This is a genomic window from Planctomycetota bacterium (genome assembly GCA_038746835.1).
Lineage (GTDB): Bacteria > Planctomycetota > Phycisphaerae > Tepidisphaerales > Tepidisphaeraceae > JBCDKH01.
In genome coordinates this window covers 1-23822 of sequence record JBCDKH010000032.1, presented here as the reverse complement: position 1 = coordinate 23822, position 23822 = coordinate 1, and the positions used below count along the sequence as shown (strand labels likewise).

Below are 23822 nucleotides of genomic sequence, written 5' to 3'. Positions count from 1 at the left end.
GCGATCATGAAGGATTGTCATCCAGCGAGCTGGCCCTGTCGGATTGCTTCCGACGGCAGGGCGAGATCAACCGGAAGCTCGGACCACAGCGGAGGGCGTCGACTCTCGCCGTTGCGGTTTAAATCAGACAGCCGACTAAGCATGTAGAGGCCGCCACTTCGGCTAACGCGACACGGGAGTTCGATTCTCCCCGCCTCCACTTACGACGTCCGTCGATGAGCCGCAGCAGTGTCACTGCTGCGGTTTTTCATTACGCCGTCATCACGTGGCCGCTTGTCCGCGTTTGCGGACCAGGAGCAGGTGGTCGCAGACGAGGACCGTCTTGTCGTGTTGGTTGCGGACGTCGAGGTGTTCGGTCACGATGCCGAAGTCGGGCTTTCGGGCGTGGTCTTTTTTCTCGCTGATGGTGACCGTGGTCTTCAGCGTGTCGCCGATGAAGACGGGCGCGACGAATCGCAGGCGGTCGTAGCCGTAGCTCATCGCCAGCGGATTCACGACGTTCGCGGTCAGGCCGACGCCGACGCTGAACGTGAGCGTGCCGTGGACGATTCGCTGTTTGAAGTCCTGCGTCGCGCACCACTCGGCGTCCATGTGGTGCGGAAACAGATCGCCCGTCTGCCCGGCGTGCAGAAGAATGTCGGCCTCGGTCATCGTTCGGCCACTCGTCGTGCGCGTGTGGTGGAGCTCGTAACCCTCGAAGTCAATTTCTTCAAACATGATCAGGCCGTGTCGTTGTCGGCCCGACGCTAGCAGCGAACCCACGGCCGTCCGGCGCATCGTGCCGGTGAGTGGGCAAGCGAGCCTCTGGCCTAGGTTCGTTGGTGACGCGCGATCAGACCTTCCGAGTCGCTGTCCGACAGTTCGGGCCTTTCGAACGCACCACAGCAGAGCTGTGGGCGATGTTCTGCGACGAGACGGGATGCGATCTGACCCTCGACGCCGTTCCACTCGACCTGCACCCGCTGTATGAGGCGACGCTCGCGGGCGACCAGATGAGCAAGGGCGACTGGGATGTTGTCCACTTGAACACGGATCTGATCGCCGAGGCGAAAGCGCTTGGTTCGCTTGCGTGTCTTGACGAGCTGATCGGAGAGCGTCCGCCGCAGGACTTTCCAGCAGGATGGCCCGAATCGCTGCTCGGTTTTCAGCAGTTCGACGACGGCGTGTTCGGCCTGCCGTTTCACGACGGGCCGGAGGTGCTGATCTATCGACGGGACCTGTTCGAAGACACGAACGAGCAGGCAAAGTTCAAAGCCATGCACGGACGCGATCTTTCCGTGCCAAGGACATGGGACGACTTTGTTGAGGTCGCACGCTTCTTCAATCGCCCCGAGAGTGGAATGGCCGGGACGATCTTCGCGGCGTTCCCCGACGGGCACAACACCGTGTTCGACCTCGCGCTTCAGGTCTGGACGCGTGGCGGCGAGCTCGTCGATGGTGATCGCGTGGCGGTGGACACGCCGGCAGCTCGCGATGGACTGGCGTGGTACCGCGCGATTCTGCGCGACACGTCGGTCGTCCACAGCCGTTGCGGCGAGATGGACAGCGTCCGGGCCGGCCTCGCGTTTGCGCGTGGTGAGGCGGCGATGATGGTCAACTGGTTCGGCTTTGCCGCGATGGCCGAGGTCGTGCCAGAGAGCGTCGTGAAGGGCAAGCTCGACATCGCCGACGTACCCGCCGGCCCCGGTGGAACGCACGCCTCGCTGAACTGCTACTGGATGTACACGCTCGCCAGCGGCAGTCCGCATCGGCAGGTGGCGTACGACTTCATGCGTTTCGCAACGACGGCCGAGGCGGACAAGAGTCTCACACTTAATGGCGGCAACGGCTGCAGGCTGAGCACGTGGGCCGACGCGGACGTGAACGCCGAGGTGCCATACACGAATCGGCTGGCGGCGATCCACCAGAATGCCCGAACGCTGCCACGCCGAGCGGACTGGTCAAAAGTCGCCACCGTGATCGACGAGCTCGTTCTAGCGACGATCAACTCCAACGACAATATCGCGACTCTTACGGCCGACGCTCAGGTACGACTCGACCGGCTCGACGGAGGTCAAGGGTGATCGACACATCGATCCAGCTTCCGACTTCGCCGGCACCGATCGTGATCATCGGCGCTGGCGGCATCGTCCGGGACGCGCATTTGCCTGCCTACGCCAAGGCAGGCTTCCCCGTCTTCGGCATCTGCAACATTGATCGCCCGCCGGCCGAGGCGCTCGCCAAGCAATACGGCATTGCGAACGTGTTTGAGACGGTGGAGCAAGCCGTCGAGGCGGTGCCGGAGCGGTGTGTTTTCGACATTGCGATCATGTCGCCGCAATTCGCGTCGACGATTGCCAAGCTTCCCGACGAGGCGCACGTGCTCCTGCAAAAGCCAATGGGCGACGACCCGGCGATGACGCGCGAGATTGCCGCGGTCTGCCGCGACAAGAGGCTGAACCTCGCGGTGAACTGCCAGCTTCGTTACGCGCCGTTTGTCGTCGCTGCACGTCACCTGATTGACGCCGGGCACCTCGGCCAGCTGCATCACATGGAGGTGCACGTCGAGGTGAACACGCCGTGGCATCGGTTCCCCAACGTCGTCCCGCTGCCGCGCCTGGAGATTCAGCAGCACAGCATCCACTACGTCGACTTGCTTCGGAGCTTTTTCGGCGATCCGTCGCGGGTGTGGTGTCAAACGGTTGGCAATCCGGCCCAGCCGAAGCTCGCCGCAACCCGAACGACCGCGATGCTCGACTTCGGCGATGACGTGCAGGCCACCATCTTCACCAATCACGGCCACATTTTCGGCACGAAGCACCAGCAGAGCTTCATCAAGTGGGAAGGCACGCGAGGCGCGATCAAGGCGACGATGGGACTGCTCCAGAACTACCCCGACGGGGTGCCGGATGCGTTCGATTACTGCCTTCTCGACGAGAATGGTGACGGCGAGTGGCTATCGGCATCGCTGCAAGACAGCTGGTTCCCCGACGCCTTCATCGGCACCATGGCCGACGTCCAACGTCACCTCGAAGGCAGCCTCACAGCGATGCCAACCGACTGGCGAGACACGCTTCGAACAATGGCGTGCGTGGATGCCGCCTACGCGAGCGATGCCAGCGGTGGAGTCGTGCCCCGCTACGACGACTCAGCGTGATTCCGACGGCCCGCTATCAGCACTGGTCGCACTAACGCGAAGCAAACAAAGAGCGATTTCAGGCTCGTGCTACGACCTTGCTGCGTAAAGCGGGAACACTCTGAAGGATTTCGTTGATTTACAACGCTCGTTTGTGTTATGAGGGCGCCGTCAGCGCAAGTGCGAAACAAGTTGAGACGCATTTGCAAGAAGTTGTCACGGAGCTTTGCCATGGAAAACGGGACGCGCGCGGTGCGGATGAGTCGTTACGCGGACGAGCGCAAGCGGCCGCGGATGATCGAACGGCTGGAAACGCGACGGCTGCTGTCGTCGGCGATCGATCCGGTGCTCGATCATGCGATGTGGGAACCGCGGGTAACGCCGCTGCTTCCCGCGACCTGGACTGCGCGAACCCCGGCCGCGCTCGACCTGACGCAGCCGGTGACGCTCGGGCAGTCAAGCAATCGCCGGGTCGTGCCGAACGTCAGCTTCAACGAGTCGGCAGCGATCCGATTCGACCTCGAGGTTCTCACGGCCACAGCGGGCGACTTCCTGGTCGTCACGCGTGGCAGCGGTACCAACGCACGCATCCTCGCGGAGATCGATCTCGACCTCGCCGCCGATGGCACGCAGTGGGCAGCCGTCCCGAACGAGTTGGCGTTCGGGCAAGACGACGTCGTCTTAGAAGTCCGCAGCGGCAACGAACAGCCTGCGTCGACGATTCGCTTGTCCAACCTCTCGACCGCCGGAAACCTTGCGGGTGTCGAGGGCGACCGACGTCAGGAGCTGCTTGCAGGTCTTGATGTGTTGCCCGAGCTGTTCCGAGCTGTCAACGAGCGATCCGAGTTCGATGTTCCCTTGCCCGTCTAAGCCGGAACGGCACGCGAGCTGATCGCCATCCATGGGCAGTGCTGATGCTTCGCGGGCACTACCACATCACGGTGGCGTGGGCCGCACGTGGCCGAGGCTTTGCAGACAGCGTGACAGACGATGGCTGGACGACGTTCTACGAGCAGTCGTCGCTCGCCGCGGATGCCTTCGCCCGGGCCCATGCGATTCGTCCAGACTTACCAGACGCAGCGGGAGAGCTTGTGAACGTCGCGATGGGTGCAGGACGGGCCGTTGACAAAGACGAGGTCGACTGGTTCGAGGCGTCGACTGCCGCACAGATCGATTGGCTCCGCGCCTGGGATTACATGCTGTTCTCTGAACGTCCGCGGTGGGGCGGAACACACGAGACGATGATCCGAATCGGCAACGCCGGCGTCGCTACTCGCCGCTTCGACACTGCTGCGCCGTACCAGCTTTTCGAGGCACTGGAGCTCGTCGTTGAAGACTACGACGGAGACTGGCGAGTTCTTCGTCAGTGGTCCGGTGAGCTTGACTACGAAGCGATGTACGACGGCCTTATCCGGCACCACGAGCGACGCGACACGCAACGTAGTCGCGCGCTGGTTCAAATGCTCAAAGACCAGCGACTCGTGATTACCTGGGCAGCCGGAGAGTGGGATGAAGCCGCCACCCTCGCCGTGCAGCATGGCTCGTCCCGAGATGTAAGACGCGCGTTTCGCTCGTTCGGCCACAACGCGACACGCGCGATGGCGGAGATTGAGGCCAATGCATCGCCACAGCGGAAGCTCATCAATGAGGCTCTGCTCGCGATGGGCCGGGGTGAGCCTGTCGAGGCCGCAGCAACGCTTGAGATCGCGCTCGATCAGACAGCGCCGGGCGATGCTGGTCGAGCACTCGTCGAGAGTCGGCTGGCCGAAGCACGCTTCGCTGTCGAGCTGATGGTCGCAGATGGCGAGTGGGTGGACGTACCGAGCGATCTGCTGCTGTTCGATAGCGCCAGCGGCGATTGGTCCGTCGAGGACGACGATCTGATTGGGACATTCGTAGCATCGTCCGAAGCTGCCACGTCACAGCAGACATCGCTTGCGGCCGGTGAACCCGTGCTGGTTTTCAATCCACTGCTTCGAGGCGACTTCGAGATCGAGGCCAGTGTCGAGACGGATGGGAAAGCGTGGGTCGGATTCATGCCTCTGATGTCGGATCGCTTCTCTGCTGGAACAGTCATCAAGGCACCGACTGGCCAGAAACGGCACATCACGCCCGTGCTCGACCTTCGCTACGACGCTGCAGACGATGACACGGTCAGCGACTGGCCCGTGACGTTGATCGGGCGCTTGGAAGGCGATCTCGTGAGTGTTTGGGTCGAGGGCGACGACGATCCAACCAAACACCGCGGGCGACCGGAAGATGATTGGCGTTCGTCGGTGCGGTTTGCACTGGTCGCGGCCGAAGGCTCACCTGGTGACACGGTGAGGTTCTCGAAGCTGCGGATTCGAATGCTGCCGAAGGAGTGATGGATCGCTTTCTTGGTTCATCTTGATGTCTGGAGCGGTGTACCGTTGTGCCATGCTTCCAAGGGCATTCACTGTCGTTGCTGCTTTGACCGCCACCGCTTCGCTCGCCTGCGGACAGGCTGACCTGGACGGACCGGTCGAGCAGACTGGTGCCTCGCCGGCTGCGCAGGGTTGGACCAGCGTCGAAGTTGTCGGCGGACTTGAGCGGCCGTGGGGATTGGCGTTTCTGCCGGACGGATCGATGCTCGTCACCGAGAAGGCGGGGCGCCTTCGCGTTGTCGACAGCGGAGGCAACCTGGTCAGCGAGCCCGTCGTCGGTCTGCCCGAAATCTACAGCCGCGGGCAGGGCGGCCTGATGGACGTCGTGCTCCACCCGGAGTTCGAAGCGACGCGATGGGTCTATCTGACCCACTCGGCGGGTACTCGGAACTCGAACTACACGGTCATGATCCGGGGCAAGCTCAGCGACGACATGACGCGGCTCGAAGACGTCGAGCGGCTGTTTGAGGTCGCCGAGAAGAAGCCGGGCGGACAGCACTTCGGCAGCCGAATCCTCTGGCTTGACGACGGCACGATGCTCCTTTCGATCGGCGACGGGGGCAATCCACCCACCGAAGTCGACGGCAAGCTTGCCCGGCTTCACGCCCAAGATCTGGACAGCCATCTCGGCAAGACCCTTCGCCTCGACGAACACGGCAGGCCCGCGCCGGCCAACCCGTTCATGGACGACCCGGACAACTACGGCGGCGTCTTCACCTACGGCCACCGCAACATCCAGGGCATGGCCATCCATCCCGAGACGCGTGGCGTCTGGGCCACCGAGCACGGTGCCCGCGGCGGCGACGAACTCAACCTGATCACCCGCGGCACGAACTACGGCTGGCCGCTGGCGACGTACAGCATCGAGTACTGGGGGCCACGGATCAGTAACGAAACCAGTCTCGACAATGCCGAGGATCCGGTGATTGTCTGGACCCCGTGCATCGCACCCAGCGGCCTCGCTTTCTACACAGGCGATGCGATCCCCGAGTGGCAGGGCGACCTGTTCGCCGGCGGACTGGTGCTCAAGCAGATCCGCCGGATCAAGTTCGACGACAACGGCCAACCCGGCGAACAGGAAACGCTGCAGTTCCCCAGCCGCATCCGCGACGTCCGCAACGGACCCGACGGTCACCTCTACGTCTTGACCGACGAAACGCCTGGGCAAGTGCTCCGCATCGAGGCGAGGTGAAGACCGGTTCGGCACGAGGCTTCTGGGCGGTTTGAGCGATTCGGACCTGCGTCCCGAGTTCCGTGCATCGCCTTGTCTTTCGCGCATATGCTCTTTCGCTTTCCAAAGAAAGCTGCTGGAAGCTGCGGCCTTTCGCGGCTGGACAAACCCCTGGAGGACGACACCGTGATCTTCAACAAGCTTGTCGTGGCGGCCGGTGCTTGGCTGCTTTGTGTGGGACTCGCCGCTCTGCCGGTTCGCGGCCAGCAGATGCTCGAGCAGGGCTCCGTCGAGGAAGTCGAGGCGTCAGGCAAGTCGATGCCGCTGCTGACGTTTGACGCCGACTTCGACACCACGGGCGTTGCCTCTCCGGAAGCCACGGTGTCGCTGGCGATCGACGAGCAAGGGCTGCGCGTCGACACGGCGATCGTCGACAACCAGTACCCGGGAATCACGCTTAGCGCCCCAAGCGGATCATGGGACCTTTCAGCTTGGCGCTGGGTCCGGCTCGACGTCGACAACGTCGGCGAACGGGATATCCGACTCGGTCTGCGGGCCGACAACCCGGGTGCCGACGACGACGTGAGCCTGCGAATGTTCGTCATCGCCGACGTTCCGGCGGGGCAGAAGGAGACGATTTCGCTCCCGATTTACTCGACGGACTGGGCGTTGCCGTTCTTGTCCCAGCTGGTCGGGATGCGTGAAGCCCCGGGCCAGTCGCAGATCGACCCGAGCCAGGTCGAAAAGTTCATTCTGTTTTCGGTTCGACCGGAGTCCAACGAGTCGTTCGTCGTCAGCAACCTTCGCGTCCAAGGCGAGGTAACGCCGATCGAGCTGTCGGAGTTCCTGCCGTTCATCGACCGCTACGGCCAGTACGTCCACACGGAGTGGCCGGGCAAAGCGACTTCGGACGACGACTTGCTTGCTCAGGTCGAGTCGGAAGCGGCAGACCTCGCAGCGAATTCCGGGCCGTCCAGCTTCAACCAGTACGGCGGTTGGGCCGACGGGCCGCAGCTGGAAGCGACCGGTCATTTCAGGGTGACAAAGCGTGAGGGCATGTGGTGGCTCGTCGATCCGGACGGTCGCCTGTTCTTCTCCACGGGTCCGGACTGCCTCAACATCCGTGCTAGCGGTGCGACCGGCGTCGAACATCGCGAGACGTATTTCGAGTGGCTCCCGCCCCGTGAAGGCGACGAGCTCTCAGAGCACTACTTCGTCAACGAGAGCTGGGCCCCACACGGGTTCTACAAGGACAAGTTGCCGTTCACGATGTTCGGCTTCTACAACGCAAATCTGCAGCGGAAGTATGGCGACGACTGGCGAGACGACTTCGCTGATCTCGCACACCTCCGCGTCCGCAGCTGGGGCATGAACACCATCGCCGCATGGGGCGATCCGCTGATCTACCGGCGGCAGAAGACGGCGTACACGACCCACGTCTGGGTCAGCGGTGCTCGTCCCATCGAGGGCTCGACCGGCTACTGGGGCCAGTTCCCCGACGTCTTCGATCCCGGCTTCCGCGAGGCCGCCCGCGAGTCCATCGCGGAGTACGAGCAGGAGCAGACCGATCCGTGGAACATCGGCTACTACGTCGACAACGAGATGGGCTGGGGTGACGAGACGAGCCTCGCCATCGCAGCGCTCACAAGCCCACCGGACCAGGCGGCCAAGATCGAGCTGATCAAGGACCTCCAGATCAACCACCGCAACATCGAAGCGCTGAACGCGGCCTGGGGAACCGACTACGGATCGTGGGACGACATGCTTCAGCGGCAAGACGAGCCGCCGGAGCTGGACCGGGCACGAGCGGACCTCGAGCCCTTCTACCAGAAGCTCTGCGAAACGTACTTCCGGACGATCAAGGAAGAGCTCAAGGCGGTTGCGCCGGACAAGCTGTACCTCGGGGCACGCTTTGCCTGGCGAAACGACGTCGCTGTTCGAGCCTCGGCGCGGTACTGCGACGTCGTCAGCTACAACGCATACCAAGCCTCGGTTGCTGATCTTCGGTTGCCCAAGGGCATCGACCGGCCGCTGATGATCGGCGAGTTCAACTTCATGAGCGGCGACACTCGCGGCTTCGGCGGCCCGTCGATCAGCGCGATCGACCAAGCCCATCGCGGCGAGCGGTACATCAGCTACGTCGAAGGTGCCTTGGAAAACCCACAGATCGTGGGCGTCCACTGGTTCCAATACTCCGACCAGTCGCCCGCTGGCCGACCCGACGAAGAGAACTTCAACGCCGGGATCGTCAGTCTCACGGACTACCCACATGCCGGCTTGGTCGACGGCATCCGAGAGATCGGTTATCGCATGTACGACGTCCGTGCAGCTGCGATGAACGCCGAGTGAACGGTCGACGAGCTCTCGTGACCGCGTCGGCTAGCCCGGTCGCGGGTCGAGTCGGACGGCCGTGGGCGAGGCACCGAAGACCTGTTTGAACGCGCGACTGAAGTGCGCCGGGTCGCCGTAGCCGAGAGACCTGGCGACGTCGATCACGCGTTCGCCCGTCCGCAGTCGTCCAGCCGCGTGGCTCATCCGCACGCGGAGCAGCCGGCGGTGCGGGCTGTCACGGTCGAAGCGTCGAAAGAGCCTGCACGCGTAGGACGTGGTCACGCCGCAGGTCGCTGCCACGTCTGACAGGCTCCGCACTTGAAGGGCCTGGGTCTCAAGGGTCCGTCGCAGCCGCTGGTACGTAACGAAGGCGCGTCGTTCGCCGCTCTTTTGATCTGTCACGAGCAAACGAAGGCTGTCGGCGAGCGTGTGCAGCATGGCCTCGAGGAGCGCTGTGCAGGCGAGCCCGGCATGGTCGCCGGACGCCATCCCCGCCGCGATGAGTTCCTCGAAGAGCGTCAGAACACGGTGGGGCAGAACGGTGTCGCCGATCGTCCCCGGCGGCAGGCCGATTTGTGCCAGTCGTTTGCGCAGTTTGGGGCCCTGAAGGTCAACGAAGTACTTGACCGCCGGGCCGTCGGACGCGACACGGAGCTGGTGAGGCACGGTGGCGTCGTAGCAGATCAGCCCGCCCGGCCCGACGGTCCGTGGCGGCTGGTCGCCCAGTTGAACAAGCACGTCGCCACTGGCGACAAACTCGATGCCAGTGAAGGGAAACGCACTCCGCTCCACGAGATAGCTGCTGCCGCAGACTTCCACACCGCCACTGAGGACGCCATCGCGTTTGACCTGATCCGGCGGCAGCACGAATCGCCTTGCTTCGCGCACCGCCGTCACGAACCAGTCCGGGGTCTGCGGCAGCTGGTCGAGGTCAAGATTTGGCATGCCACCAACCATATCGGGTATGGTTCAGACCACCTGCAGATTGCATCCTTCCGACTCATGCTTATCGACCCACCCCAACTCGACAATCGCGCCGACCGCGAGGACCTGCTCGTCGTCACCGGAGCCGGCGGCTTCATCGGCGGCGCGCTGGTCCGCTACCTTCGCGACCTCGGCTTCAAGCGGATCCGAGCCGTTGACAAAAAGCCGGTCGCGCGGTGGTACCAACGAACGGCCGGCGTGGAGGAGCTGTGCGTCGACCTCTTTGATCGCCGCAACTGCGAGGTCGCCTGCCGCGACGCCGCCGAGGTCTACAACCTTGCCGCCGACATGGGCGGAATGGGCTTCATCGAACGGTTCCGCGTCGAGTGTCTTCGCAGCGTTCTGATCAACACCCACCTCACCGAAGCCGCCTACGAGGCGGGAGTGGGTCGGTACTTCTTCAGCTCCAGTGCCTGTGCGTACAACACCGAGCTTCAGAAGGACCCTCAAGTCCGAGCACTCAAGGAAGAAGATGCGTATCCGGCCATGGCGGAGCGCGGCTACGGCTGGGAGAAACTCTTCAGCGAGATGGTGTGCCAGGAGTACACCAGCGAACGCGGCATGTTCACGGCCATCGCTCGATTCCACAACGTCTACGGCCCGCTGGGCACCTGGGACGGTGGTCGAGAAAAGGCACCGGCGGCCATCTGCCGAAAAGTCATCGACGCCAAGCACGGCGGCGAGAAGGAAATCACGATCTGGGGCAGCGGCAAACAGACTCGCAGCTTCATGTACATCGATGACTGCGTCGCCGGAATCGATCGAATCATGCACGCCGACAACCTCAACGCCGTTCCCGTCAACCTTGGGAGCTCGAAGCTTGTGTCGATCAACGAGCTCGTCGACGAGGCCGAACGCATCGGCGGGATCGATCTCAAACGCAACTACGACCTCGACGCGCCGCAAGGCGTTGCCGGTCGCAACAGCGACAACACGTTCATCAAGGAAAAGATCGGCTGGGAGCCGACCATCACGCTCGCTGACGGGCTGAAGGAAACGTTCAACTGGATCGAGAGCCAGTATGTTGCCCGCAAGCGTGGCGAGCGCGTCGTCGCCGACGAGTCGCGGATGGGCGGCCACTGATGCCGGTGCTAGCGAATCAACAACCCGACCTGAGTCGAGTCCCAGATGTCGGCCACATCCCGTATCGCCTTGCGCTTGCGGGCGGATGGATCGACCAGCCGTTTGTCAGCCGTCTCAACCCGAAGCCGCCGGGCAGCATGGTAACGGTGGGCGTCGAGCCGACGGTCCGATTCATGAGCCGTGCCGGCATCGCCAGTGGCACGCGACGCGTCGCGCGTGAGCTGTGGGGCGATCGCCTGCCCGATCGCGATCCGGCCGACCTCGTCCGCGAGCTCTACGCCGCTGAAAACGAGGGCCAGTCGGAGCCCTCGGGAAGCCAGGACATGATCGGGCTGATCTATCCGGGTGTCTGCCGGCTCGACTTCGATGCGAGCGTCGAAGGCGGCGTCTTCCCGTCGCACATCGAGTCGTGCACGGACCCAGAGGTCCTCGACTGGCTGGAGCGTGTGATCCACGTGCTCGTCGTCGAACCGCGACCGCCCGGCTACAACCCGCTCGGCGAGCAGCACCTCGACCCTGAGACAATCGCAGCCCTCGGCCAGAGTGGCAAAGACTGCTTCGACGCGATCGTCGACAGGGACATCGACAAGCTTGGCCGAAGCTTCAACGACTGCGTCGAGTGCTGGGGTTCGCTGCTGCCGCACGTGCTTCGGCACCCGACGCTCAACGTCGACCTGCCCGCCGTGCTCCAGGCGTACCAGGATGCCTACGCCGGCGCGATGTTCAGCGGCTGCGGCGGCGGATACTTGTACGTGCTGAGCGAAGAGCCGGTCGAGGGAGCGTTCCAGGTGCGGTTGCGGAGGGCGTCATGAACGACTCCTGCTCCGCTGCGTTCGACGGGTTCACCGCTGCGAACGTTCGACCGATCGACCTCGCAGCCCAGGCCGCAGGTGGGCCGATCACGCTGCGGCTTTGGACGGATGCGCTCGTTGCCAAGGTCACCGGCGCTCTTGCGAAGTTTCCATTCGATGAACGGCGGTACGTTGCGGAGGCGTTGGACGCCGTCGAGTCGGTTGTTGCCGTCGATGATGCGAACGATGCCGTGTCGTCCGTCGGCCAGCTGGAGATCCCGGATCCGCCAACGTGCCCTGCGGATCCGGCCGGGAAAAAGGTGCTCGTGACCGGCTGCTACGACCTCATGCATAGCGGCCACATCCGGTTCTTCGAAGAGGCGTCCGCCTTCGGCGATCTGTACGTGGTCGTCGGGCACGACGCGAACATCAAGCTGCTCAAGGGAAACGATCGGCCGCTCGTGAGCGATCGAGAGCGTTGCTATCTCTGCAACGCCGTGCGCAACGTGAAGCTCGCTCTGGTCAGCTCCGGCCACGGTTGGCTTGACGCCGCACCCGAGATCGAGCGGCTTCGCCCGGACATCTACCTCGTCAACGAAGACGGCGACAACGACGAGAAGCGCGATTTCTGCGCTCAGGCAGGGCTGGAGTACGTCGTCCTGCCACGGACACCGCCGCCCGGTCTGACGCCGCGTAGCAGCACGCAGCTCCGGTCGACGATGAGCCGGTAGCGGCCTTGGGCCCGGTTCGCTATCGGAGTTGACAACGGGCGTTTTGCGATTACTTTACTTAGCAAGCTGACATGCTTGTCGGGCCACGCCCGGCGTGTGTGTCAGCGTCGTCCTCCTCCGCAGCGGTCAGTGGCTCACGCCTCTGGCCGCTTCTTTTTGCGTTGGTGGAGCGCGGGCGCGTCACACCTTCGATCGCCGGGCCTCGAGTTGCTGGCGAACGTCCTGCAGCCGCTCGCGTGTCAGCGGATAGAGCATGAGCAGCACCAGCACGACGCAGATGCCAGCCGTCTGGATGGCGATGAACGACCACTTCAGCTTCGGCAGGGTTCCCTCCGCCTGATCGCCGCGAAGCTCAACGTCGAAGCCGATGTAGTACTCGAGCAAGACACCACCTGCGACGGTCGCCAGCGTGATCGCGAGCTTGACCAGCCAGTTGCCCAGTGCCGCGATGACGCCCTCACGCCGTCGCCCGTTGACGAACTCGTCCCAGTCGCCGACGTCGGCACGCATTGAGATGATCAAGACCCAGAAGCCCGTGCTCGCAATCGCAAGCGTTGGCCGTTGCACGAGCGTGAGCCAAGGCCTTCCTGGCTGATACGTCCAGATCATCGCCAGCGTCGACAGCAGCATCACGACGACGCAGCCGATGAGCAGCGGCTTCTTGTCGATGAACTTCGACAGGCGATGGATGACAGCAGCACCGACGAGGCCGAATGCGAGGTTGACCGTGCTGTGCACCCCGCCGAGGTACGCGGCCGCTTCGATGTCGCTGTCGTAGATGTAGTACGCGTGGACGTAGAGGCCGAACGACCCAGTCGTCGTCACGCCGAACAGGAAGATCGCGATCGAGCCCATCGCGATGAGGAACGGGCCGTTCTGCAGCAGCGACCAGATGCTCTTGAGCGGGTTCTCACTCCGCTGCGTCCTGGCGACGCCCGCGTATCGCTCGACGCAGAAAATCGCGGGAATGATGCCCGTCACCACGATCATCGCACCCACGCCGATCGCGAGGTACGGAATCGCGTCGGCGAGCCTTAGCTGCGTGAGCTCTTTGAGTCGTTCGGCGAACGCCTCGGTCCCTTCGACCAGTGGCTCGCCCGCGATCTGCTCCGTCGCCATGCCGGTTGCAAAGAACGTCGCCAGCGGAAGGAGCCAATGGATGCCGAAGTCGAAGATCTGAACGACGTAGGAACGGAGCGTGAAGACGTTGGTCCGCTCCTGGTAGTCGGGCGTCAGCTCGATGCCCAGCGACTCGTACGGCACCGATAGCAGCGAGTAGGCCGTGTAGTAGCACAGCAGGGCGATGATCAGCCAGATCATCAGCGACCGGTCGTCCCAGCTCGTCGGAACGAGCCAGACCATCGGGAAGACGATGCCAATCGCGAACGCCCCGACGAAGATGAACGGCCGACGCCTGCCCCATCGGCCCTTCCAGTGATCGCTGATCGATCCGATCAGCGGGTCGTTGATCGCGTCCCACAGCCTGGCGATGCCCTGGGCAATGCCGATGAGCGCTGGCGACATGCCCAGCGCGAGGTTGAAGAACGGCATGAGGAACGCGTTGATCGCGAACTGCGCGAAGTGGTCGGAGACGACACCCATCGCGTACGCGAACTTCTGGCCCGTTGGGACGCGGTCCTCGGGCGCGACCTCGTGCACCGTCCGACGGGTGGTCTTGGGCTTGTTTGTCGAGAACGCGTGCTCCTCGGTCGCCTCGTCCATGCGGTGCTCCTCCTGCCGTGACGGACCTGCCACCGCCATGAGAAGGCGGTGCTGCTGCAGCAACTTTCCAGATAAAGTTGGGCTTTGTCAAACGGCTGGTGCACCGACCGCTCCGGTGCCGTCACACCGGCGTGACGCCTTTGCGAAGGATCAGGTTGGCGTACTTAGCCGTATCGCCGGTCATCACGACGGCAAAGGCGGTCTTGGCGCGGTCGTAGAACGCGAACCGTTCGACCATTTCGACGCTCGGCGCTCGGCCGATCGTTCGGGCCGCCGCGTCGAGGTACGACTGCTTGACGGCCGGGTCTTCCGTGTCGCCTGGCACGACGGCCATCATGCCGAGCGGCGACTCAACGTACTCGTCAAGCTCGAAGAGCGGCAGAATCGCCTCCAGCAGCGGCACGATCGGCAGTCCGTCGGCACGAAGGACCGGCACGCCGAGTGCGTGCCCTGGAAAATGTGCATCGGCAAGGACGATCTCATCGCCGTGACCCATCCGGCAAAGCGTCGCCAGAAGGTCCGGGGACAAGAGAGGGCTGATTCCTTTGAGCATGCTGCCAATGCTAACGACACGGCATCGCATCGAATGGTCAGGCCTTGAAAACAACAGCTTTCTTTGGCAAGCTATCGAGATGGTCTTGCATCGCGGAAGAGGAACAACCCATCGATTCAAAGCTTCATGCGTCACAGCCCTCGGAGGAGTTGCCACACTGGGCTTGATGGCGGCGCCTGCCCAGGCACACGAAGCTCATCATGCGGCCATCGCATCGGAAGGCATGCTCGTCGTCGAGGCCGAGGACTTTGCCGGGCAGTATCTCGACGAAATCCGACGCTGGTACCGCGTCGCGGCCGACTCGTTGCCGGAGGTGACCCCCGACGCCGATCCGCCACACCTCGAAGGCGCTAGCGGCGGGGCGTACCTCGAAGCGCTGCCCGACACCCGACAGACCCACGGCGACACCATCACGCCCGGCATCAACTTCGCCCCCGCGCCTGGCAAGATGGCCATCCTGACCTATCCGGTCGTCATCGAAGAGCCAGGGCGGTACTACGTGTGGGCACGCATCTACTCGACGGGCAGCGAAGACAACGGATTGCACGTCGGCATCAACGGCACCTGGCCAGAGAGCGGCCAGCGGCTGCAGTGGATCGCCAAGCGTCAGTGGAAGTGGCGTTCGGCCCAGCGGACGCCTGAGAAGCACGTCGGTGTTCCGGGCCAGATCTGGCTCGACATCGAAGAGCCGGGCGTCCACCTCATCCACTTCTCCATGCGTGAGGACGGCACGGAGTTCGACAAGTGGCTCATGACGCTGACGAAGGACATGCCCGAGCCCGAAGGCACCGGCCCAGCAGCCTCGCCCAGAGAGCACCTCAACTCCGGCGGCCTTGAGAAGCTGGAAGCGCTCAAAGCCAAGCTCGCCGACCACGTCGAGATGACGACGCGCGAAGCTGCCGCGAAGGCCGAGTGAATCGGTCTTCGACCGGGACGTCGTGCTTCTTCGCAATATTCCACCGTCGGCGGCGTTAGGTCGGGGGCGAGGCACAAGGCCGCACAGCGTTGGCGAGACGGATTCGATACGCTGGGCCTCCAACCAGGATGGGTGCTCCCATGGCAGTACGCGAAACGATTCAGCAGTTCTCGGGGCCGTCGGCCGTCATCGCGCTGGCTGTCATCATCGGGTCCGTGCTTTGGATGACCATCCGTCACCAGTCTCAGCCGGACGGCCCGGTCGTGATCAGCATCACGGAGAGCTACTTCACCGTCGATGACGGCGAAACCTACTTCGCCGCTGCGGCCAATCAGATCCCGCCGATCATGGTGGAGGGCGAGGAAGCGGTTGTGGCCTACGTCTTTCGCATCGATGGACAAGAGCAGGCGGTTTACCTCGAAAAGTTTTCCGAGGAAGGCAAGGCGACCCTGACGGCTCCGCCGGAAGAGCCGGCGGAATCGATCGAGGATCAGATGGAGCGCGATCTGATGGAGACGCCGTACGAGCCGGCACCGTCGGGCCGTTTTCTCAAGCCCGCCCGGGACGCGACCGCCCAGTGGGTTCCTGCCGAGTCCAAGGAAGGCATCGACATCATCCGATCCGCCGCCGAGAGCGGGCGACGCGTTTTGCCGTGAGCTTGGCCGTCGGGCTCGATCTCAGCGTCCCATCCAGCCGCCGTCGACGAGCATCGTCGTCCCGTGCATGTAGTCCGACGCCGACGACGCGAGGAACACGACCGGGCCCTTGAAGTCGTCCGGCTCGCCCCAGCGTCCGGCTGGAATGCGTGAGAGGATGGACGTCGCACGTTCCGGGTCGTTGCGAAGGGCCTCGGTGTTGTCGGTGCTGATGTAGCCCGGGGCGATCGCGTTCACGTTGACGCCTTTGCCTGCCCATTCGTTCGCGAACGCCATCGTCAGCTGGCCGATGCCGCCCTTACTCGCCGCATAGCCGGGCACCGTGATGCCGCCCTGGAAGGTCAGCAGCGAGGCGGTGAAGATCACCTTGCCACTGCCACGTTCGATCATGCCCTTGCCGAACTCGCGCGTCAGGACGAACTGGGCGTTGAGGTTCACCTCGATGACTTTGTCCCAGTAGTCGTCCGGGTGCTCGGCAGCGGGCTTGCGGAGGATGGTGCCGGCGTTGTTGACGAGAATGTCGATCGGCGGGTGGTCGGCTTGGACCTTCTCGACGAATGCGTAGACGGCCTTGCGGTCGGCGAAGTCGCACGCGTGTGCCTTGAAGGATCGACCCGTTGCGGTGACGTCCTTCTCGACGTCGCTACCGGCTTCGAGCGTCGCGCTGACACCGACGATGTCCGCACCGGCTTCCGCCAGAGCGACGGCCATCGCTCGGCCGATGCCACGCTTGCAACCGGTGACCAATGCCGTTTTTCCTGACAAATCGAAGGTGTTGAGGACGCTCATACGGGAGGCTTCTTTCTTTCGTGTTTCGGGGAGAGTGCTGGTTGAACAACCGTGCTGCGGGTTCACTTCTGGCAGTCGATCAGCACCTTCATGTGCTCTGGCGACGAGCCGAGGGACTCGAACGCCTCGCCGATCTGCCCGAGTTCGTATTCGCCGGTGATGAGCTTGCCGGCATCGATCTGCCCGTCGGCGAGCATGGCGATCGCACGGTCGTAGTCCTCGGGCTCGTAGACCCGCGTGCCGATGATCTGCAGCTCTTTCCAGAAGACCTGGAACAGGTCGACTGCTGCGGGCTTGGGCACGATCGCCACAACCACCACGCGGCCGCGGACCCCGGCAAGCTTGGTCATCATCTCGATCGGCGCCGCCGCGCCCGACACCTCGAACACCACCTCAGCGCCGTCGCCGCCGGTGAAGTCTTTCACCGCCGCCTCGACGTCCGCCTCGGCCGGGTTCACGGTGGAGAAGCCGAACGACTCGGCCAGCTTTAGTCGGGCTGGGTTGACCTCCGAAAGCAGCACCGACGCCCCATGTGCCTTGGCCACCATCGCGATCAGCATCCCGATCGGCCCGCCGCCCATGACCACCGCACGCTCGCCGGCTTCCAGCTTGGCCATCCGCACGTCGTGACACGCCACAGCGAGCGGCTCGACGAACGCGGCCACCTTCAGGTCCATTCCTGCAGGCAGCTTGTGCAACAGCTCGGCCGGCACGTTCCAGTGGCTCTGAAATGCGCCGGGCGAGTCGATGCCGATGAATTTCATCTTGCTGCTGATGTGGCTGAAGCCACGCTTGGTCGCCGTGCACTCGCCTTGCACGTCGAGCGGCCGGACCACGACGGGATCTCCGACGGCAACGTTGTCGACGCCTTCGCCAAGAGCCGACACCACCGCGCTGGCCTCGTGGCCGATGACCATCGGGAACGGGACCCGCTTGTCCATGCTGCCGTGGAAGATGTGCATGTCCGTGCCGCAGATGCCGCACCATGCGACTTCGACCTGGACCTGTCCCGCCTTTGGCCCGGGCGGCGTGACGTCGGCGATCTGGAAAGTCTTGTCTTCGAGGAGGGTGGCTGCGCGCATGTCTGGCTGAGAGGTGGGCTGGTTGTGGTGGGAGTGGGGTCGGCTACTTTACAACAAAAGCTTGGCGAATCGACCGAACATCCTCACCGTCATCTGCGACGATCTTGCGCTGGGAGATCTGGCGTGTTTCGGCAATCCGCACACGAGGACGCCGAACCTCGATGCGCTCTTCGAGCGTGGCCGACGCTACACGGGCTATCGATCGGGCCCGCTCTGCACGCCGGCCCGTGCGAGCCTGATGACCGGGCGTCACCATCTGCGGACCGGAGCCATCGACACGTACCTCGGCCGCTCCACACTGCGGACCGACGAGACCACGCTCGCTGAGATACTGCGGGACGCCGGGTACGCGACCGGCCTGTTCGGCAAGTGGCACCTGGGCGATTGCCATCCGTCGCGGCCGCAGGATCGCGGGTTCGATCACGTCCTCTGGCATCGCGGCGGTGGGATTGGCCAGCCCGGTGACGTTCCAGGCAATCGCTATCTCGATCCGGTGCTCGACCTCAATGGCGAGCTCGTCCGGCACGAGGGCTATTGCACTGACGTCTTCGCTGACGCCGCGAGCGACTGGATTCGTGAGCAAAAGGACGGCCCCTGGTTCGCCTACGTCGCACCGAATTGCCCGCACTCACCGCTGGAGGTTCCGGACGACTGGGCGGACCGGTACCGGGCGGCGGGGCTCAACGAATCGACGTCGCGGGTTTACGCGATGGTCGAGAACATCGACGCTGCCGTCGGGCGGTTGGTTTCGACGATTCGTGAGCTTGGGCTGGAGAACGACACGTTGGTTTTGTTCACGTCGGACCACGGCCAGTGTGGGTCGTCGTGGATGGACGGTGAGCCTCGATTCAATGCCGGACTTCTCGGAATCAAGAGCACGGTCTACGAGGGCGGCGTCCGCGTGCCGTGCATCGCGCAGTGGCCGGCCGGTCTGACAGCCGGTGACGACGAGCGTGTGTGCGGCCCGATGGATTGGCTGCCGACATTCGCCCGGTTGGCCGGGGCGTCGACCGAGCGGCTGGCACTTGATGGAGCGGACCTCTTCAAACCCGCAGACGCTGACCGGTCGCTGGTGCTCCAGTGGCATCGCGGCGAAAGGCCTGTTCGATATCGCAACTACGCGGTCGTGCAGGGCGGCTTCAAGCTGACCCGGCCGCACGAAGAAAAGGCCGATGAGCTCTACGTGCTGCCGGACGAGACACACGAGGTTTCAAGCGATCATCCCGATCTGACCGAGCGGCTTCGCGTCGTCTACGAGACGTTTTTCGACGAGGTCGATCCGGCACGTCACCCGTCGCTGTTCGAGCCGGTGCCGGCTTCGCTTGGGCGTCCGTCGCAGCCGCGTGTCGATCTGACCTGGCAGGACTGGCGTCCGTACGAAGAGGGCCGCGAAGGCTGGAGCCACGATAACCCTGGCTGGTGGCCGGTCGACGTCTGCGACGGCGGTCCGTTTCAAATCGACATCACGCACCCTGAGTTCGTCAAAGATCGCGCGACACTGCACCTGGCCTGCGGTGACTGGTCATTCACGCGGCGGATCCCATCGCGGCTCGGCTGTCAGACGATTCGCAATGTCACGCTGCCACTGGGACCGGCGCGATTCGAGGCGTTCATCGATTGCGACGGCGAACGGGTGGGCGTCACACGCGTCGTGATCGAAAGCCGGGCGCCGAGGGCACGCTGATCCTGCGCGTTCGCCTCATGCGAACAGCGAGTCGTCGAGGCTCGACAGGGACTGGCCGAAGTACGTCCGCAGGATTCCGAAGTCGGCAAGCGTGACGAACGTGTCGCCATCGAAGTCGGCTGCGAAGTTCTGCGTGCCAAAGACCGATCGCAGCGCACCGAAGTCGGCAAGGTTGACCTCGCCATCACCGTTGGAGTCGCCCGGAAGGACATTGAACGCGAACGAGAAGAGTCCGCCTTCGAGGCCATCTCCGCTTGCCGTGCTCACGCCATTGAGCCACTCGCCGTCGATGAAACGACCCTGCGTGTCGACCGCAGTGACGAGGTTCATCGTGTACTGATCGGCCGCGAGCGAGTCTGCGAACGTCCACGTCGCGACGTGGCTGTCGGCATCGAACGCAAACGACTCGACACCGACGACACCCGTCTGGCTGCCGACGAGTACCACGTCGTTTGCTCCGACGATGAGGTCGTCGCTGAACCGCAGCGACACCTGATCGACGTTGCCCCAGCGGAGCGGGACGCCCTGCGTCGTGCCGGTCGACACTTCGTATCCGCCGACGCCGAGCGACTCGCTTTCGAGCTGCGCCATGAAGTCGGGCGTCCACGCGGTCGATGCGACGGCCACGTCCTCGATTCGCACCAGCGGAGTGACCGTGCCGACGCCGTTGACCACGACCGAAACGGTCGCCGAGTCGGTCTGGCCGTTGATGTCGGAGATCGTGTAGCTGAAGGTGTCGACGATCTGCTCGCCGGCGTTGAGGCCTTCGAAGAGGTTGCCCGGGACGTAGACGATGGTCGAGCCGACGGTGGTCAGCGTCGCGCCGTTGGTCGATGTGGTGCTCTGCTCACGGACGATTGAGAAGTCCCAGCTCACGCCGTCGTTCGCCTTGCCAGAGCCTTCGCCCGGACCGTCCGAGCCGACGCCCACGTAGATAGTCGTGCCAGCCGGGAGGAATCCGAGCGACGTGTCGAAGGTGCCGCTGCTGGCTGCCCCGACGCTTGCGACCTGCTGGACCGGACTGTTGGTCGTGTGGATCGCCACCTCGACGCCATCGCCGAAGGTGCCGCTTCGGTTGATGAAGCTGTTGGCGATCGCGTAGTTGCCGGTGACGTCGACCGTGTAGGCCGCGATGGCGAATCGGTCGGTCGGCGCGTTGTTCTCGCCTGCCGAGTCGCCCGGATGGGCGGCGGTGGGCGTTAGATAGGGGAAGTTGCTTGCCGGCGACTTGTAGCGCCACGCGTCCCAGCTCATGGCTGAGTAGCCTGACGGGTTGCCAAAGCTGCTGCTGCCGTTCCAGAGGTACTGCCAATTCGCGGGGAAGCCGTCGTCGTCGAAATCGTCGCGATAGTCCGCAACGACACTGCCGGCCGAGGCAGCGATCTGGATGCCGATGCCCGAGTCGTTGCTTAGCACCGGGATGACAACCGACGTCGACTCGTCGGTCTGCTGGCTGTCGTCAACGGCGATCGGAGCGTTCGTGCCGGGGACGAAATCGACCTCGTTGGACGAGCTAAAGAACTTCACCCACACGTCGAACCCGTCGACCGCAAAGCTCGTGCTGTTGGCCTGACGGAGCATCTCGAGGTTGTCGACGCGCGGGCGGTTGTTCACCGTCACGCGATCCGCAACGCCGACGAAGCGGACCATCGTCGAGCCGTCGCCCGGCCCGACAAGGGTGTTGTACTTGATGTCGAATCCGTTTGAGATCGAGTTCAGCCCGTCTGGGAACGTGACGGAATAGTCGCCGTCGTCCATCTTCATGATGGTGTTCGTGCCGTTGAACTGGCCGGTGCCGGGACGTGCCTGGCCGGTCTCGCCGTCGGGTGAGGTCACGCGGAAGAGGGCGTTGTTGACGGGCTCACGCATCCGGAACATCGCATAGAGGTCGTCGGTCACGCGTGCGTTCCAGCCGGACGGGCGGAAGTCGGACGAGTTGTAGAAGAACGGATGGTCGCCGACGATCGTCGAGCCGGCCGAACCACCGACGTGACCGGTGAAGGTGCCGTCCGCGTCGTAGACGACCGACGGGAAGCTCTTGCCGACCGGGTCGTAGTTGAGCCCGCCGCCGGGGTTGGTGAAGCTGACGGCGTTGGCGGATCCGTCGTCCTCGAAGGACGTGTCGCTCATCACGAAGTGCGTCAGCCGCTGGGCAGCACCGTGAGCGCGGAACATGTGGGCGTTGTTCGCTGTGAAACCGGCAAAGTGCGTCCCGGTCAGCGTGTTGGCACCGTCGTAGAAGACGTGGCCGGCGACGAGGTCGCTCGGGTCGCTGTTACCGCGGCTGTGTCCGACGTAAAGGGCGTTGGTGATCCGCTGAGTGAACGTGATGAACGTCCCTCGGCCGCTGTCGGCGAACTTGTTCTCGTGGAAGTTACCGATCCGGCCACGGTGGTAGACGCCGGTGTTGTGCTTGTAGCCCGTGAAGTAGTTGATCTGCGGCTCTTCCGACGGACGGTGCTCGTCGCCATCGAAGTTGGCCTTGAGCTGACCGCCGACGGGAACCTCCAGATCGCTCCCGCGGTCGAAGTTGAGACCGATCGGCGAGGAGTGCGAGCTGTTGTGATCGAACGTCCAGAGGTTGGTTCGATCGGGACGAACGTTGTCGTACTGCGGGTCCTGCGCCGATAGGCCGATGGCGCGGTCGGGGAAGAGGAACCAGAAGCCGGTGCCTTCGGAGCCCGCCGAGATGTTGCCGACCCAGATGTTGGCCGGGTTGGTCATCCAGTATCCGGCTGAGCTCAGGAAGCGCTCGGAGTTTTGCCCGACGTGGTCGTGCGTGTCGACGATGAACGGGTCGCTCAGGTTGATGTTGCCGTTGACCTGGCCGACCGCGTGGATGCCGAAGGTGATGTTCGACAGGTACTGGTTGCCGTTCTCGACGGCGTCTTCCATGAAGAAGCCGTGGCCGTGGATGTCGTGGAGGACGTTGCCCTCCAGCAGCACGTTGTGCGTGCCGTGGATGGTGATGCCGCGGTTGTTGGAGTTGGTGACCGACGAGTTGCGGATGAAGTCACCCGTGCGATCGCCCGCGATGTGCCAGTGCATCGGATAGCGCCCGAGGCGACCCGACTGCCCCATGCGATCCAGCTGAACGCCGTCCATGCGGACCTGCCCGGCGGTCGGCATGATCATGATGTGTCCGCCGACGCCCTGGCTGAGGCCCGCGTTGAATCGAGCACGGTCGCCGAAGCTATTGTCGGTGTCCTGGGATGCCAGTCCCTGAATGACGACGTTTCGGTCGAGCAGGGCGACTTCGGCGCGGAGGTCGATCTCGCGCGTGCCGTTGTCGTATGCCTCGATCTCGCCGTAGTGGCGGTGCGTGAGCGGGGCGTTGACCGCGATCTGCGTGGTGGTGCCCAGGTTCTGGATCGCCGTGATGACGCGGACGTCTTCGTCGTTGTAATCGCGGGTGCTGCTGGCGATGACGATGCGATCGCCGACTCGCCAGTCGAGGACACCGTCGGACGCTGCGGACGTGGTGCCGTCGAAGTTGCGTTCGATGACATTCTCGACCTCGATGACACTCGAGCCAGCATTGGCTGTCGAGGCGAGCTTGGTAAAGCTGAGCTTCTCCTCGCCGAAGAACTGCAGCTGCCCACCACCGGCGGCCATGAGGAAGCCGTCGTTGTTCATGATCTGCATCGACCCCATCGCCGTCTCGACCGTGTAGTCGGCGTCGGGGTTGGTGCCGGTCAGCGTGAGCGTGAAGTCGCCTTGGTCGTACCGATCAGACTCTGATCCGATCTGGAAGATGCCGCCGCTGTTGACGTGGATCCAGTCCGTCGTCAGCGTCTGCTCGACTCCGG

At 63.8% G+C, this 23822-nt stretch carries 19 protein-coding genes and 1 other RNA gene; 13 read left to right on the top strand and 7 right to left on the bottom strand.

From position 1 onward, the window contains the following. Window positions 1-202: a transfer-messenger RNA gene (ssrA, locus tag AAGI46_05365) on the top strand; the annotation flags it as partial. 59 nt (window positions 203-261) lie between these two features. On the opposite strand, the gene AAGI46_05360 is transcribed toward ssrA, so the two are convergent. After that, entirely contained in the window at window positions 262-717 is a 456-nt protein-coding gene (locus AAGI46_05360; GenBank protein MEM1011633.1) for a MaoC/PaaZ C-terminal domain-containing protein, read from the bottom strand. Between the two features lie 104 nt (window positions 718-821). Here AAGI46_05360 and AAGI46_05355 point away from each other — a divergent pair, with 104 nt between their 5' ends. From AAGI46_05355 to AAGI46_05330, 6 genes are all read left to right on the top strand, one after another. Next, window positions 822-2063 carry an extracellular solute-binding protein gene (locus AAGI46_05355; protein ID MEM1011632.1) on the top strand — a complete coding sequence of 414 codons (1242 nt, stop codon included), beginning with the start codon at window positions 822-824 and terminating at the stop codon, window positions 2061-2063. Further along, on the top strand, window positions 2060-3136 hold the full coding sequence (locus tag AAGI46_05350) for a Gfo/Idh/MocA family oxidoreductase (protein MEM1011631.1): 1077 nt from the start codon (window positions 2060-2062) through the stop codon (window positions 3134-3136). Before AAGI46_05355 ends, AAGI46_05350 begins: the two co-directional genes overlap by 4 nt. 210 nt (window positions 3137-3346) lie before the next feature. Beyond that, complete coding sequence (locus AAGI46_05345) at window positions 3347-3985, top strand: hypothetical protein (protein MEM1011630.1); 639 nt, start codon at window positions 3347-3349, stop codon at window positions 3983-3985. Window positions 3986-4029: 44 nt separating this feature from the next. Next, complete coding sequence (locus tag AAGI46_05340) at window positions 4030-5481, top strand: hypothetical protein (protein MEM1011629.1); 1452 nt, start codon at window positions 4030-4032, stop codon at window positions 5479-5481. A 52-nt stretch (window positions 5482-5533) separates the two neighbouring features. Continuing rightward, window positions 5534-6712 (top strand): PQQ-dependent sugar dehydrogenase, encoded by a 1179-nt coding sequence (locus tag AAGI46_05335; GenBank protein ID MEM1011628.1) that lies wholly within the window; start codon window positions 5534-5536, stop codon window positions 6710-6712. Window positions 6713-6877: 165 nt separating this feature from the next. Beyond that, window positions 6878-9040 carry a beta-agarase gene (locus AAGI46_05330; protein ID MEM1011627.1) on the top strand — a complete coding sequence of 721 codons (2163 nt, stop codon included), beginning with the start codon at window positions 6878-6880 and terminating at the stop codon, window positions 9038-9040. 30 nt (window positions 9041-9070) lie between these two features. On the opposite strand, the gene AAGI46_05325 is transcribed toward AAGI46_05330, so the two are convergent. Continuing rightward, entirely contained in the window at window positions 9071-9967 is an 897-nt protein-coding gene (locus tag AAGI46_05325; GenBank protein MEM1011626.1) for an AraC family transcriptional regulator, read from the bottom strand. 57 nt (window positions 9968-10024) lie between these two features. On the opposite strand from AAGI46_05325, the gene AAGI46_05320 reads away from it, so the two are divergent. The 3 genes from AAGI46_05320 to AAGI46_05310 are packed head-to-tail and all read left to right on the top strand — an operon-like array spanning window position 10025 to window position 12611. Beyond that, window positions 10025-11089, top strand: coding sequence for an NAD-dependent epimerase/dehydratase family protein (locus tag AAGI46_05320; protein MEM1011625.1), 1065 nt, complete (start codon window positions 10025-10027; stop codon window positions 11087-11089). Between the two features lie 5 nt (window positions 11090-11094). Continuing rightward, complete coding sequence (locus AAGI46_05315) at window positions 11095-11901, top strand: hypothetical protein (GenBank protein ID MEM1011624.1); 807 nt, start codon at window positions 11095-11097, stop codon at window positions 11899-11901. Then, on the top strand, window positions 11898-12611 hold the full coding sequence (locus tag AAGI46_05310) for an adenylyltransferase/cytidyltransferase family protein (GenBank protein ID MEM1011623.1): 714 nt from the start codon (window positions 11898-11900) through the stop codon (window positions 12609-12611). The genes AAGI46_05315 and AAGI46_05310 overlap by 4 nt, the downstream gene beginning before the upstream one ends. Window positions 12612-12791: 180 nt before the next feature. Here AAGI46_05310 and AAGI46_05305 read toward each other — a convergent pair whose 3' ends face one another. Next, the gene (locus AAGI46_05305) at window positions 12792-14333 is read right to left on the bottom strand and encodes an MFS transporter (protein ID MEM1011622.1); all 1542 of its coding nucleotides are present in this window, start codon (window positions 14331-14333) and stop codon (window positions 12792-12794) included. 121 nt (window positions 14334-14454) lie between these two features. Beyond that, window positions 14455-14886, bottom strand: coding sequence for an L-fucose mutarotase (gene fucU / locus AAGI46_05300; GenBank protein ID MEM1011621.1), 432 nt, complete (start codon window positions 14884-14886; stop codon window positions 14455-14457). A gap of 166 nt (window positions 14887-15052) precedes the next feature. Here fucU and AAGI46_05295 point away from each other — a divergent pair, with 166 nt between their 5' ends. Next, the gene (locus tag AAGI46_05295; protein ID MEM1011620.1) at window positions 15053-15802 is read left to right on the top strand and encodes a hypothetical protein; all 750 of its coding nucleotides are present in this window, start codon (window positions 15053-15055) and stop codon (window positions 15800-15802) included. Window positions 15803-15942: 140 nt separating this feature from the next. Further along, window positions 15943-16458 (top strand): hypothetical protein, encoded by a 516-nt coding sequence (locus AAGI46_05290; GenBank protein MEM1011619.1) that lies wholly within the window; start codon window positions 15943-15945, stop codon window positions 16456-16458. A gap of 21 nt (window positions 16459-16479) precedes the next feature. Here AAGI46_05290 and AAGI46_05285 read toward each other — a convergent pair whose 3' ends face one another. Together AAGI46_05285 and AAGI46_05280 are read right to left on the bottom strand one after the other, a co-directional pair. Beyond that, window positions 16480-17247, bottom strand: a complete 768-nt coding sequence (locus tag AAGI46_05285) for an SDR family NAD(P)-dependent oxidoreductase (protein MEM1011618.1) — start codon at window positions 17245-17247, stop codon at window positions 16480-16482. Between the two features lie 62 nt (window positions 17248-17309). After that, window positions 17310-18329, bottom strand: a complete 1020-nt coding sequence (locus AAGI46_05280; protein ID MEM1011617.1) for an alcohol dehydrogenase catalytic domain-containing protein — start codon at window positions 18327-18329, stop codon at window positions 17310-17312. A 61-nt stretch (window positions 18330-18390) separates the two neighbouring features. On the opposite strand from AAGI46_05280, the gene AAGI46_05275 reads away from it, so the two are divergent. Beyond that, a complete protein-coding gene (locus tag AAGI46_05275) occupies window positions 18391-20013 on the top strand; it encodes an arylsulfatase (GenBank protein ID MEM1011616.1) in 1623 nt (540 codons plus the stop codon). Window positions 20014-20028: 15 nt separating this feature from the next. Here the strand turns inward: AAGI46_05275 and AAGI46_05270 are convergent. Then, window positions 20029-23822 (bottom strand): G8 domain-containing protein (locus tag AAGI46_05270; protein MEM1011615.1); only part of this gene is annotated, 3794 nt, incomplete at its 5' end.

Coding starts and splice junctions, on each gene's coding strand:
- AAGI46_05335 (MEM1011628.1), top strand. CDS start 5,534: ATGCTTCCAAGGGCATTCACTGTCGTTGCTGCTTTGACCGCCACCGCT.
- AAGI46_05280 (MEM1011617.1), bottom strand. CDS start 18,329: ATGCGCGCAGCCACCCTCCTCGAAGACAAGACTTTCCAGATCGCCGAC.
- AAGI46_05295 (MEM1011620.1), top strand. CDS start 15,053: ATGGCGGCGCCTGCCCAGGCACACGAAGCTCATCATGCGGCCATCGCA.
- AAGI46_05340 (MEM1011629.1), top strand. CDS start 4,030: ATGCTTCGCGGGCACTACCACATCACGGTGGCGTGGGCCGCACGTGGC.
- fucU (MEM1011621.1), bottom strand. CDS start 14,886: ATGCTCAAAGGAATCAGCCCTCTCTTGTCCCCGGACCTTCTGGCGACG.
- AAGI46_05320 (MEM1011625.1), top strand. CDS start 10,025: ATGCTTATCGACCCACCCCAACTCGACAATCGCGCCGACCGCGAGGAC.
- AAGI46_05310 (MEM1011623.1), top strand. CDS start 11,898: ATGAACGACTCCTGCTCCGCTGCGTTCGACGGGTTCACCGCTGCGAAC.
- AAGI46_05345 (MEM1011630.1), top strand. CDS start 3,347: ATGGAAAACGGGACGCGCGCGGTGCGGATGAGTCGTTACGCGGACGAG.
- AAGI46_05290 (MEM1011619.1), top strand. CDS start 15,943: ATGGCAGTACGCGAAACGATTCAGCAGTTCTCGGGGCCGTCGGCCGTC.
- AAGI46_05305 (MEM1011622.1), bottom strand. CDS start 14,333: ATGGACGAGGCGACCGAGGAGCACGCGTTCTCGACAAACAAGCCCAAG.
- AAGI46_05360 (MEM1011633.1), bottom strand. CDS start 717: ATGTTTGAAGAAATTGACTTCGAGGGTTACGAGCTCCACCACACGCGC.
- AAGI46_05325 (MEM1011626.1), bottom strand. CDS start 9,967: ATGCCAAATCTTGACCTCGACCAGCTGCCGCAGACCCCGGACTGGTTC.
- AAGI46_05285 (MEM1011618.1), bottom strand. CDS start 17,247: ATGAGCGTCCTCAACACCTTCGATTTGTCAGGAAAAACGGCATTGGTC.